This window comes from Neobacillus sp. WH10, from assembly GCF_030123405.1.
Taxonomy (GTDB): domain Bacteria; phylum Bacillota; class Bacilli; order Bacillales; family Cytobacillaceae; genus Neobacillus.
On the sequence record NZ_CP126110.1, the window covers coordinates 5,160,342 to 5,172,941 of the forward strand.

General features: G+C 33.3%; 11 protein-coding genes. 1 reads left to right on the forward strand and 10 read right to left on the reverse strand.

Features of this window, described 5'->3' with window-relative positions:
• Positions 1–263 precede the first annotated feature (263 nt).
• The 3 genes from QNH20_RS24910 to QNH20_RS24920 form a co-directional block, all read right to left on the reverse strand.
• Entirely contained in the window at positions 264–1,139 is an 876-nt protein-coding gene (locus tag QNH20_RS24910) for a LysR family transcriptional regulator (protein WP_283920607.1), read from the reverse strand.
• Positions 1,140–1,181: 42 nt separating this feature from the next.
• Positions 1,182–1,886 (reverse strand): cysteate racemase, encoded by a 705-nt coding sequence (gene cuyB / locus QNH20_RS24915; RefSeq protein ID WP_283920608.1) that lies wholly within the window; start codon positions 1,884–1,886, stop codon positions 1,182–1,184.
• 646 nt (positions 1,887–2,532) lie between these two features.
• Positions 2,533–2,970 (reverse strand): DUF4362 domain-containing protein, encoded by a 438-nt coding sequence (locus QNH20_RS24920; RefSeq protein ID WP_283920609.1) that lies wholly within the window; start codon positions 2,968–2,970, stop codon positions 2,533–2,535.
• 862 nt (positions 2,971–3,832) lie between these two features.
• Between QNH20_RS24920 and QNH20_RS24925 the strand changes: the two genes are divergently transcribed.
• The gene (locus tag QNH20_RS24925; RefSeq protein WP_283920610.1) at positions 3,833–4,699 is read left to right on the forward strand and encodes a hypothetical protein; all 867 of its coding nucleotides are present in this window, start codon (positions 3,833–3,835) and stop codon (positions 4,697–4,699) included.
• Positions 4,700–5,084: 385 nt separating this feature from the next.
• Here the strand turns inward: QNH20_RS24925 and QNH20_RS24930 are convergent, their stop codons facing one another.
• The 7 genes from QNH20_RS24930 to QNH20_RS24960 form a co-directional block, all read right to left on the reverse strand.
• On the reverse strand, positions 5,085–5,339 hold the full coding sequence (locus tag QNH20_RS24930) for a competence protein CoiA family protein (protein WP_283920611.1): 255 nt from the start codon (positions 5,337–5,339) through the stop codon (positions 5,085–5,087).
• 406 nt (positions 5,340–5,745) lie between these two features.
• Positions 5,746–7,032, reverse strand: coding sequence for a suppressor of fused domain protein (locus QNH20_RS24935; protein ID WP_283920612.1), 1,287 nt, complete (start codon positions 7,030–7,032; stop codon positions 5,746–5,748).
• Complete coding sequence (locus QNH20_RS24940) at positions 7,007–7,198, reverse strand: hypothetical protein (RefSeq protein ID WP_283920613.1); 192 nt, start codon at positions 7,196–7,198, stop codon at positions 7,007–7,009. Before QNH20_RS24940 ends, QNH20_RS24935 begins: the two co-directional genes overlap by 26 nt.
• 220 nt (positions 7,199–7,418) lie before the next feature.
• Entirely contained in the window at positions 7,419–8,159 is a 741-nt protein-coding gene (locus QNH20_RS24945; protein ID WP_283920614.1) for an N-acetylmuramoyl-L-alanine amidase family protein, read from the reverse strand.
• 355 nt (positions 8,160–8,514) lie between these two features.
• Positions 8,515–9,909: an ABC transporter substrate-binding protein gene (locus tag QNH20_RS24950; RefSeq protein ID WP_283920615.1), complete on the reverse strand. Its 1,395-nt coding sequence runs from the start codon at positions 9,907–9,909 to the stop codon at positions 8,515–8,517.
• 183 nt (positions 9,910–10,092) lie between these two features.
• Positions 10,093–11,907 carry a sensor histidine kinase gene (locus QNH20_RS24955; protein WP_283920616.1) on the reverse strand — a complete coding sequence of 605 codons (1,815 nt, stop codon included), beginning with the start codon at positions 11,905–11,907 and terminating at the stop codon, positions 10,093–10,095.
• The gene (locus QNH20_RS24960) at positions 11,904–12,584 is read right to left on the reverse strand and encodes a response regulator transcription factor (RefSeq protein WP_283920617.1); all 681 of its coding nucleotides are present in this window, start codon (positions 12,582–12,584) and stop codon (positions 11,904–11,906) included. Before QNH20_RS24960 ends, QNH20_RS24955 begins: the two co-directional genes overlap by 4 nt.
• Positions 12,585–12,600 lie beyond the last annotated feature (16 nt).

Sequence of the window (12,600 nt, forward strand, 5' to 3'; positions counted from 1 at the left end):
ATATAGATTTGTGGAAAGGAAAAATTGAGTGGCAGATTCATATTGACCATCCTTAATTAATAATATCTAACATATATTCAACATCCGTAACTCTTTTCCTTCTTCAGCTAAACTGCCATTTAGTTCAATAAGAAAAGGCTGCATTTTTAGCAGCCAGATATTTTAGAAAAGCACCCGTTTAAGTTCAATATTTCACAATCTATCTTTTGGTATAAGAAAAGGATCTTTGCTGATTTCCCACCAATGATTGACACATCATTCGTTTATTGTTTTTCAAACATTTTATTTTTTAAAAAATCCATAAAAACAGATTTAGGTTGACCTTTTAAATAAATAAAGTCAATACTAATATTCGTTTTCACAGGAGGAGTCATTTCTACTCTGAATAACTCTTTATTTTCTATTTCTTTTCGTACACAATGCTCAGGTAAAAAGCTAATGCCCAAACCTTGTAATACTAAATTTTTAGCCGTTTCCATATGATCAACTTCTACATATATATTCGGATTTACACCATTACTTTGAAATAGACGATGAATAATAAGCCAATCGATAGATCCATAATCAAAAAAGATTAGAGGCTGTTTACTTACATCCTCTACTGTTATTTTTTCTTCATTTAAAAAAGAATGATTTGAAGGTACAACAAGGCTAATAGGGTCATTATAAAGACGAATTGATTCTACTTGTGGGTGGGTTTCTGTCCGTATAATACCAAAGTCAACCTCTTTGTTAATAACCTTGTGTAAAATATCTTTAGAATGTCCTGTTATAATTTTGATTCTAACATCTTTATACTTAGATTTAAAAGCTGGCAAAATATCAGGTAGAATGCTGTTGGAAATTGACAAAGCACTCCCAAGCACTAGCTCAAAAGGTCCAGTTACTTGTTGTAATCCGTACTTTGCTTCATGGTAAGATTGAAGTATTTTTTGTGCGTGTGGAAAGAAATATTCTCCCTTTTCTGTTAAAGAAATCTTGTTTCCATTTCGATGAAAAAGCTTTAAATTAATTTCACGTTCAAGGGATTGAATACGTGCTGTTACAGAAGGTTGAGTTAAATAAAGAGCCTCTCCTGCTTTATTGAAACTACCTAGTTGACAAACATAAATGAAGGCTTCAATATTTTCAATATTCATACTTACTGCTCCTTATTTTAGTTCACCAATGCGTTTAACTAATTATACCATTACTTTAGTGGATTCTGTCTCAGTAGCTAATTTAATTGCCGATTTGGCTAAAATTTCTGTTGGGTCAATGATACAAATATCTTGGGATGATTTAAGTACAAGAGGAATCTCTGTACAACCTGCTATTATAGCTTCTGCCCCTCTTTCGATTAATTTATCAGCTACTCTTGAAAGGTATAAACGCCCTTTCTCTATATCACTCCCTTTAATTGCATATATTCCTTCCATCACTACTTTTTGCATTTGCATATCAGGCTCAATGACATTAATATCGTAGGATTGACAAATATTTTGATACAGTTTTGTATTTATTGTTCCATCAGTAGCTAATAAACCTACGCTCCTCATATCATTTACGTGTAAAAAGCGAGCTGTTTCTAAAGGCATATGTAGAATCGGGATACTAACAGATTCTATTATTGATTTAAAGTAAAAGTGAGCAGTATTGCAAGCAATTACTAGAAAATCCGCACCAGCTTTTTCTAGCCTTTGTGCTGATTGTATAATATAAGGAGCAGGATCTGTACCTATTCCCAAAATAGCCGTTGTTCGATCAGGTATTTGTGAATAATTATCCACGATAATATGGATATGATCCTGATCCTTCTTTGCAGGTGTAAAAGAAATAATTTTATTCATTAAATCGACAGTTGCTAATGGTCCCATTCCACCAATAATCCCAACTATTTTTTTCATTTTTCCACCGCTTTCTTCATTATAAAAGTTTTAATAAACTGATTTTTACTTTATTATAATTTTTATAATAGGTGCGGAGTTATAGAAATAATCTATACACGAATAGAAACAATAAATTGAGAACCTTGCTAATGATAAAGCTTCGTTTGAACCAAGTTTATTTACCAACTTTTCACTGAAACATTTCCCATCAAATTCTCGAAAGACTTCTTACAGACCATTAATAGTTATTCTCAGGTATGTAGCAACCCTCTTCAAGTCCATCCAAACTGTTCCCTTCCGCAAATTTTTCTATACCTTTGTGAAGTTTTGTACTTGAACTAACTGCTTCGTTAGTTGATCAAGAAAAAAAGCGGCCAAAACAGCAGCTTAATCTTAAACTCTAGCACCCGTTAGCCATCCATGCTGCGCAAAATCAGCGCTGCACCACAGAGAATGAAAATAGATAGGAAGTGTCAATACTGATACTGACTTTGATCCAGTCGACCCTAATCTATAGACTTATTAATTTACGCTCTCCTCTTTTTTTTACGTTTGAGCAGGGTCTTATTTAGTATTGTCATTTTTCTACTGTTGAAGCAACTTATTTTCATGGTAGTTTAAGTACAAAGCTTCACAATGTTTTTTAAAGCTCCGTACACCTACTTTAATCTTTTTTCTCTACCCTAATTAGAAAGTTTTGAAGATCCTTGGAACAACCACTTATTAAATACTCGATTTCGCCTTGAGTATTTTCTTTCCCAATTACCTCTTTGCAAACATCAGTCTCTTTTCCTTTATCTTTTCCAGCATATTCATCATTTGAATTGTCAAATATGTAATGAATGACTTCCCCATCAAATCGTAAATCTTGGAATATAGGGTCTCCTTCGTCAGTATAGCCTGTAACTCGTATAGTGTCTTCTTTCTTGTTAGATAAGTTAATTAAGAACTGTTCAAACCTTTCTAAATTAACAACTTCATTTTTGTAAACAATATCGCCTCTTTTAATCGCTTCCTCTGACCCATAAGCCTCACTCTTTGAACAACCAATAATACCAATAGCAACCAAAGATATAATTACAATAAATATAAATTTTTTCACTTGTTTCCTCCCCAGATTCAATTATCTATTTAAATATATTTCTTCCTTCTTCCCGTATATACCTTCTTTCACTCCCTGCCCGTTAGCCATCCATACAGCAAAGCTGCACCACAGAGAATGAAAATGGATAGGAAGTGTCAATACTGATACAGACCTTAATCCAGTCGACCCTAATCCATAGACTTATTAATTAATGCTCTCCTCTTTTTTTTAACGATTGAGTAGGGTCTTCTTAAGTATTGTCATTTTTCTATTTTTAACGAAACTTATTTTCATGGTAGTGGAAGAAGAAAAAGGGCTGCCACAGCAACCCAAGTGTTAAACTAAGCACCCGTTTGTTTAAGTACATTTCTACACAATTCATTGGTCGGACCCCTATCAGTACTAAATTTTTTCGAATAATCTCCTTCATAAGCACAAACAGCTAGTCTTGTTTGTGCGTAGAATATAGTAACTTAAAATTTACGGTTTGGGTTGCGACCGAAATAAGTGTGAAAATAGGTCACAATCATGCTATTTAGGTATTATTGTAAAAGTATTTGGGAATTTTTCTGGACATGTTTTTTGGTAATAAACAAACTCAAGAGAACCAATAGTCGAAGAAATGATTAAAAAAAGTACGGTTTTTGGGAATATCCAGGGCTGTTTTTTTATTGTTTAAAAATAAATCCAAGCTATGACCTAAAATTACATGATCTCGGTTGAACTCCCATACAGGGAGAAATCTAAATGATAGGAGATGGTTCATATTCCATCCAGGAAATTTCGTGGTAGAAACACAACAAATATAAAAAAGAAAAGATCCACTATAGATAATTCGAAGAATCAAAAAGACCTTACTAACAACAAACCAGAAGGAAAAATGAAACGTGAAAAGATAATGACAGAAATAGGGGTAACTGTGGTTCAACTATCCGAGCCTAAACAACAGTTTAACAAAAAACAACCCGAAGATTCTTTGGATATAACGTGTAACAGACGGGTAAATGCATGCTGTACCATTATAATTCCTGAAGGGTTTAGAGTTATTGAGGATTTTGCTTTTGCAGAACTGGCTTTTAATCCAGAAGGAGTAAAGTGTATTATAGAACCTGTCCTTATCCCTGCCACTTCGAATGATCCCGTTTGTGGAAAAACATTCTCGGGTTCAATTTCGGTCAACCAGGTTAGACTGGTAGGCTCTATCCCTTTTCTTGCAGATGTTTTTCCCGTACAAGGGAGTGGAAGACTCCAAAATTTAGCCTCAGCCTGTTGCACTGGTTCTATCAGCGTAGACCAATTCATTTGTGTGACGACCTTTACAGATCCATGCCCTAACATTGTACAAACTCTTGGTGCTGCAACGATTCGAGAAATTGTACAGGGACCTTGTGGCGAGACGTTTGTTACGCTAGATATTGTTATAGAATTTCCCGAGTGTGTCATTCCAGAATCTATTACACTTAATATCGAACAACCGGTTTGCCTAGATCAACCAGCTTTTGTTTTTGGTGAAGTATTAGATGAAAATGGTAACGCTCTTCCAAATATTTTAGTTGATCTAACAATTCAACCTTTAAGTGGATGCATTCTTCCACGAGTCGAGACCGATTTTGTCGGACGATTTTTTACCACTTTCACTCCAGATTCTATTTCAACTACTACGATTACGGCTACTGTTTCAAGGACTGATATCTCCACCAGCATAACGTTTGATCCCATAATTTGTCCAGAAGCGACTGCTGATTAGAGGAATTTAGTTTTCCAATGATAATTTAAACTGAAATGTGAAGATCTTTGGATCTTCAAACAAAAGATCCAGTCGAAATCTTTGTTAAGGGGAACAAATCATTTATAAAAAATATAAGCTTATAATGCATGTAAGGTGACTGAGGAGAGTTCAGGTATTGACTATAATATACTGAAAAGCTATGAGCAGAACCTTACAAAGAGAAGAATCATAATAATGATCAATAAATTGTTAAATGGATAAAAGAGTCGCTTAATAAGAATTAATTAGTACTTTTTTACCCCCGTTTATTGATATTATCCCTTCTGTGTAGACAGTATGAAAAAACCCATACTTCTAGATAGGAGGGATTTATTTTGGCTAAAAAAGGACAAACTTTCATAAACTATTCAGTTGAGTTCAAATTATTTGCTTTAAATAAATATTTTGAAGGTGAAATGGAATGAAGGGCCGTTTCAACACTTTTTGCACATTCAGAACCATTATAATGGGCAAAATGATGTGCCGTCTTTTCTCCTTTTCTTGCAATTAAAGGATGGTTACAAGCCGGACAGACACATTCACATTTTAATCCCTTTTCTACATCAGAAATATGTACTAGTTTTCCATCTTTTAATCCATAAGGAAGCTTAAATTTCAAAGTATCCTCCCCTTTTAGAACCTATTGTTAATAAAAAACACCTTGGTAAATATTCTTCCGTGTATTTACCAAGGTGTTTTGCTGTAGAAACTTATTTAGGTGAACATAATCCTCCCCTAAAGACTTTAACCGGGTAAGGATTGTTTTGTATGTATTTACTTTTGTTGATCTTTTCTCTTCTTTCTTTATTTAAAGCTTTTAACTCCTCTTTAGTAAATCTTTCTGGTATTTGCGTGTTCACTCTTTTTTGTATGTGGAGAACAAATATAAATTCATTAAGTTCTTTTCTTACACGATAATTCGTATTAAGATTTCCTTTTTTTCTTACAATAAATATTTTACTTTTTTCAGCCTCTAAAAAAGCGGTCTGGAGCTAACATTAAGCTCCAGACCACTGTTTTTGTTTCTAACAAATAGATTCCCTGTTTAGATCAAACACTTTTTCGATTCCATGTTCCACGATTCGCTTAATAAATTGGTCTTTCCCCTCTTTAAAATAGTAATTGATTTCTTCCCTGTAAAGAGGAATAAGCGTATGGAAATAAATTGGCCAATCTCCTTCAATCACTTTTCCGTCATCTAAATACGTCATTTTAAAGACATCAATTATGGATGGAAAAGGCGGGGCAATCATCACACCGCAAAAATCGGTTCCCGGGCTGTATGGTTCAATCTTCGAATCAAAATTAAACGTTTTTACCCCAAATTGCGAAGCATACGTATTTTTCAAATCTTCATCCGATTGGTTTGGGTATACAAACCACTGGCCCAGCCAGAAACCCTTTCGCATCACATTTTCCCCAAAATTCTTCAGGAGGGTTAATGGCCAGCCATGTACGTCATCCCGGAAGGGCTCATTGGAAACATCCCAATCACTGGGCACATGCATGATCAGTTCTGCGTACCCGCTATCCACTGTTGAAGGGGATGGCATCTTAAAATAGCTGTTTCCTTTTGTGATGATCGTGTTGGCTTTAATGTTTGAATTCGGTCCTACGCAATACAAATCTACTTCTGTAAACAGGTTCGATGGGTCTTTTAGTACATTGGTTATTGGACCGACATGTTTTTGAATATGCGCTTCTAAATCTTCCCTCGAGATCACCCGCAAAAATGGATTCTTTTCATCGTAAATATCTTTCTTTTTAGGTTCAGGTTCCGGACTCCAGATTTCCCCAAACCTAAATCCTCTCAATCCATGATCCTCTACTCGTTGCTTGAATTCGTCAGAAACGATAGGAATGAGTGAGGGGGATGCCGTTTTTCTTTTATAAGGAAAGAATATATGCTGCCCCTTCACTTTCTCCTTCAGGAAATCATACTTTTCAATGACACTCCATTTATTGAAGTTCGTATTTGCCTCATTTAAGCAATCTACTACATTAATAATATTGACTATATAACAATGGTAATGGTCATGGTGGACAGGTAAGAGTTCGACCGAGTCCCGAATAAGATCATTGAGTACCTCTACTGCCTTATTAGTAAAAATGGGATATTTGTTACTTCCGCCGTAGCTTAGCATGTCTCCCACGTCACCCGGTGCAGTGGTGAACAGCTCTATGGGCTCCCACCCATTTTTCATGGAAGTTCCTGTTAATCCCCTTCGATTACGCATGACTTGATTGGATTGTTCATCTTTCCCCCATAGTTCGTCAACGGCAGGATCAACAAGTAGTTCCCATAATCTCATTAATATCACTCCCGGTCTTTATATAAGAAATCAAGTCTCCATTTAATAATTTTTTACGTGTATCGTTCAAGAATTCAATCAATGCATCTCTACCCAATTCATGTTCATCAATTTCTTCAATATTTTTCTTTAAGTATTCCATATATTTCTGACCGCGTCTAAACATAGGGTTTCCTTTAATCTTTATTGAACTCCCTGCCCGTTACTTGAAGAAGAAAATGGCATTACCTCATTGTTAAAGTAATGCACCCCTTTAGTTTAAGTGCAATCCTTCACAATATATTGTTTATATAGAAAAACCGATATTCCTAATAGGAAATCGGCTTTTTGGTTATCCGTACTTCATTTACTAGTGTTGTGTAAAATCATTGTCCACTATCCAGTTTCTATTCAATTAAATTTATACTATTTTTACTATTTAAATAGTCAATTATCCCATCAACTATTGAATTTGTTGTGTTTGATTGAAATTCTTCTGATATCATTCGTGCTTCATCAGATGAATTTGAAATGAATCCAAGTTCAAGTAAGATTGCTGGACTTGAGTTTTCTCTTAATACATAGTAGTCCCCTAAACTTACACCACGATCTCTTGCATCCAACCCGTTTTTAAAAATATGATCTTGAATTAATGCTGCTAAAGGCTCATCCGATTTTTTCTTATAATACGTTGTAATTCCCTCAACATCAATCGTTAAAAATGCATCAAAATGGATACTAACAAATAAGTCTGCTTTCTGTTCATCTGCAACTTTTACACGATCTGCAAGTGATATATTTACATCATCATTTCTCGTTAATATAACATTAGCGTCAGTACGTTTCTCTAACTCATTTTTTATATTTTTAGCCATTGTTAATGTTACATCTTTTTCATTTGTTCCATTTTGTCCACTTGCACCTATATCTATACCACCATGACCTGCATCAATTACAATTGTTTTACCAGTTAATATCTTTTCAGAAGTTGTAATTACTTTATTTCTATTTACAGTTGATGCTTGGGCTGAATGTTCTTTATTTATTATTGGTTCATTCTCTTGAAGGTTCATGATTAAAACTATCATTAAAATTGATATTATCAATAATAAAAAAATTCTTTTCCACTTATCTTTCTTTCGATTCATGAAATTTCCCCCTAAGCTCCATATTTATCTTGCTGATATTTAATAGTCTAATAGTTGTGAATGAAGACAAAATCAAAATTATATAAAGATGAAATGAAGATTTATCAATTTTAAAGACGTTGTTCATTCCAAAAATTTAATGAAAAGTGCTCATTTGTGTTATATACCTTAAACGCATATCCATTAGCTCTTAAAAAGAGATAAAGATGAGATGAATAATCAATCAAGATTGATAAAAATTGATAAAAAAGACTAAAATTCTGTCTGTTACTATTCATAAAAACTAAAAGATAATTAATTTGGATATGAAAAAGAGACCATTTTAAAAATGGTCTCCAAGAAATTTCTTATCCTTCTACTCGTTTAAGTAGGTCATTACTCTGTTCTGTATAATATCAGCAACACTTTCCGCAGATTTTTGACCACTAAAATAGCTTTTCGATTCTTCTGAGATAATCGCTTGAATCTTGTCATTCGATCTCACTTGCGTATTTGCTTCAGTAATCATTTGCTTAAGTGGTTGAAGAGCTTCTTCTGAAATCGTTACCTGATCACCTTTTGGATTATCAAGTTTTGTTCCATTTTTCAATTCGGCAAATTCCTTTTCATTGGCAGCTTTATTAATTGGAAACATATCCGTTTGTGATTGTAGTTGCATATCATAAGACATTAAAAACTTTAAGTAATCCCATGCTTCCATTTTCACATTCGAGTTCGCATTCATCGCATATCGATCGGAACCTACAAACGAAACACCTGATTCTTTGTCAGAAGAATGTGGCATTTGATAAATTGTTGCATTCTTATAAAAAACTGCTGAGCGTAAAAAGTAATCTTTTGGAGAATAGATTTGAGAACTTCTGAAATAAGTACCATCCTCTGAATACTGTTCCGTTAATACATTTTCGTCATACAATTCCTTCACTTGCATTAATAAGTTGGTGAAAAATTTCGACTTAAAATAAGCTTCATTTTTTCCTATATTCACAAGCTGACTAAAATTTTTATCCTCAAATACTAAGGTATTTAAGAGTGTGTCGGGTGTTTCTTGCATTGTGAATTCAAGTGTTCCTTTTTGTTTTAACTGCTTACTAACTTCAACAAACTGACTCCATGTCCAATTATGTTTATCATCTATTTTGACACCAGTTTTCGAAATCGCTTCTTGATCCGCAAATAAAGCATTCAAGAAAAAACGAGTAGGTAATACATAAAGTCCACCATTCATTTTGGAATTTTGAATGATATTCATATAATATTGATTTTTATCAAATGAAGTATCGATATTAATATAGTCATTTAAGTTGACAAAAGCGTTTTTATCAACAAATCGATCCACAGGTAAACTGCTATCATTCAAAACAAATAAATCAGCACCTTTTCCAGATAAAACTTCTGTCGATGTCGTTTTAAGATATTTCTCCAATAAAACGGGTGACAACATATTTTTTGTCGTAAATCCTTTTATCTGAATCGTAATGTTGGGATGCTTTTTTTCGTATTCTTTTTTTGCCATTTCAAAGAATGGTGTATTTCCCATTACTGAGATGACTATCGTTTTTTTCTCGTCTTTACTTACCTTTAACGTTAGATCTTCTCTATTCTGTTTTTTACCATTATCATTAGTACTATTTTTTGAATGATTTTGTTCGGTGTTTTTGCTTTCCTTGGTTTGTGTGTTTCCACTACTGCATGCGGACAGACAAAACATTACGATTAAACTCATCATTAAAGGCAATATTTTTTTCATTACTTCATCTCCCATTTCTCTTCGTCATTGATTGTAAGATACCCACCTCAAATAAAGATTAGATGAAGATGAAATAAAGATTATTAAAAGATTGAAAAAATTTTCGGGAACGCTAGCTATAACAAAAAAAATCGCCCTGGTCAAAAGGGCGATTAATTAGAAAGAAACTAATGAGCAGTTTCTTCAACTATTTTTATTTAAGGTAAAGTAAAACAGTACGCCATCAGAAGTATTCACGACACCATACTGCGCACCATGTAGTTCCAATATATTTTTTGATATGGCAAGACCTAACCCAGTACTACCTTCTGATCGTTGACGAGACGTATCACCACGATAGAAACGTTCCCAGACTTTATCTAATTGGTCATTTGGAATGTGTGTTCCTTTATTTTCCACACACACTTTCACTTGGTCATCTTCTATTGTCGTTGAAATATAAATATTTTCATGAACAGGGGTATAACGGATCGCATTTGTTATATAGTTCGTGATGACTTGTTCAATTCGAGGTTGATTAGCGAATACTTCAATTGTTGCTAAATCTTTATGAACCGTGAGTTCCTTTTTCTCAATTTCTAAAGATAATTGATTACAAACATGATCAATTATTTTATCAATAAAAAAAGGTTCCATTTTCATTTTATACGTTCCAGACTCGTATTTTGCAAGTTCAAGCATATCGACAATTAATAGATCCATCTTGTCGACTTCTTTTTCCATCGCTTCAAAATAGTACTCCTTCTTATGACTAGCAACACCGTCTTTCAGTATCGAAATACAGCTTTTCATAATACTTAAAGGTGTCTTTAGTTCATGCGAAACACCTGAGATGAATTCTTTCCTAGTGTTTTCTAATTGTTTTTCTTTCTCAATATCTTGTTGTAGTTGAGTAATATGTGAATGTAGCGTATTTGAAAGCAAATTAATATTCTGTGATAAATCACCAATCTCATCTTTGGAATGATATTCAATTCGTTCTGAAAAATCTAAGTGTGCTATTTTTCTAGTTGTATCGTTTATTCTTAATAATGGTTTTGCGATTTTTATTGAATAGTAAATGGACGCCAAAATTGTAAGAAGTAAAACAAACGCAATCATATAGACAAAATAATCTTTTACCATCCGCACAGCTTCATCTACTGGTTGTAAAGAAGCCATTGAAAAAATATAATTTGTTTTACCATTTTCATCTTTAATCGGATCGATAAACAATTTATATTTGATTCCATTTTGTTCATAATCAAGCGTTTTAAACGTTTCGTATTGGTTTTGTTTATCCATGAATAAATTCGTTTGGAATTCATTAATACGATCCATAAATAAGCTATTACTGTATATGATGCTTGAAACGTCATTACGATCAGGAATGCGTACATTTTCTACTGTTCCTTTTAATTGATGGATTTCCTCATTATATTTTGTGGATAAGTCCAATTTTTCTTTTAAATCGTATTTCTCATTATCAACTTGAAAGGAGTTATCAATATTTTTCCACATGGATTGATTGATCCAGTATGAATTACGCTGAACCACATAAAGATAAAAAGGGATTGATATATTATTTTTATCAATCGTTTTAACATCCACTATATCTCCTTTTGAAATAGGTGGAGTATCTTGTAAAAGGTCGTCTTCTTTTAATAAATGATACAAAGGAATCTTTATTATTTCATTTGTATTTTTAATGGCTTCTATTTTAATTTCTACATAAAAATCATTTGCAGTTTTCATATTTCCATTGTGATCAAGCGTTGTAATCCATGTATTTTGAGCACGATAAAAGTCTTGTTCTAATTGCTGGATTGTTTGAACATCACCATTACTTTTTAGGTATTGTTTCTCAAACGATTTGATACTTGATTTCAGTTCATTAACTTTTCGATTTGCATAGTATTGCTTAAAAAAGATTGTTTGACCTATATAAATGGATCCAGTGATTAACAAACACAAAGTTGTTGTTAATAAAAACAGTTTTGAGACAATCCCGAATTTCATACGGTTTCCTCAAACTTATAACCTGTTCGAATAATCGTTTTAATCACTTTTGATTTACTACCTAATTTCGTACGTAAATTCCGAATATGTGTATTGATTGTCCGTTCATCACCATTGTAGTCATAGCCCCAAACCTTTTGTACGAGTTGTTCTCTTGTAATCACAATCCCATGGTTTTGCATTAAATAAGTTAATATTTCAAATTCAGTATGGGTTAAAGCGATATTGTTTCCATCTACTTTGACTGTCCGAGAAGAAAAATCGACTGAAATACCATTTTTGGTTAATGTTTCGTTTGAAGGCTCATTTATTTTATATCGACTTTCAAGTAATCGTTTAACTCTGGCAAGCAAAATTGGTGGACTATAAGGTTTTGTAACATAGTCATCGGCGCCTAACTCAAACCCAAGCAGTGTATCATCTTCATCAACCCGTGCTGTTAACATGATGATAGGAACATTTGAAGTCTTTCGAATTCTTCTACAAACTGCCCACCCATCAACCTTCGGTAACATAATATCAAGAATAATGAGATGAAAATCTTGTTCTTGATATAATTCCAATGCTTGTTCACCATCAATCGCTTCAATTACTTCATGACCTTCATTTACTAAATAATCTTTCACAATTTCACGTAAAATCGTTTCATCTTCCACGATTAAGATTTTGTATTGCATGATCTATCCACGCTCG

What these genes read in the sequence shown, in the direction of transcription:
- QNH20_RS24910 (WP_283920607.1), bottom strand. Translation starts at nt 1,139, where the DNA reads ATGAATATTGAAAATATTGAAGCCTTCATTTATGTTTGTCAACTAGGT.
- cuyB (WP_283920608.1), bottom strand. Translation starts at nt 1,886, where the DNA reads ATGAAAAAAATAGTTGGGATTATTGGTGGAATGGGACCATTAGCAACT.
- QNH20_RS24925 (WP_283920610.1), top strand. Translation starts at nt 3,833, where the DNA reads ATGAAACGTGAAAAGATAATGACAGAAATAGGGGTAACTGTGGTTCAA.
- QNH20_RS24935 (WP_283920612.1), bottom strand. Translation starts at nt 7,032, where the DNA reads ATGAGATTATGGGAACTACTTGTTGATCCTGCCGTTGACGAACTATGG.
- QNH20_RS24940 (WP_283920613.1), bottom strand. Translation starts at nt 7,198, where the DNA reads ATGTTTAGACGCGGTCAGAAATATATGGAATACTTAAAGAAAAATATT.
- QNH20_RS24945 (WP_283920614.1), bottom strand. Translation starts at nt 8,159, where the DNA reads ATGAATCGAAAGAAAGATAAGTGGAAAAGAATTTTTTTATTATTGATA.
- QNH20_RS24950 (WP_283920615.1), bottom strand. Translation starts at nt 9,909, where the DNA reads ATGAAAAAAATATTGCCTTTAATGATGAGTTTAATCGTAATGTTTTGT.
- QNH20_RS24955 (WP_283920616.1), bottom strand. Translation starts at nt 11,907, where the DNA reads ATGAAATTCGGGATTGTCTCAAAACTGTTTTTATTAACAACAACTTTG.
- QNH20_RS24960 (WP_283920617.1), bottom strand. Translation starts at nt 12,584, where the DNA reads ATGCAATACAAAATCTTAATCGTGGAAGATGAAACGATTTTACGTGAA.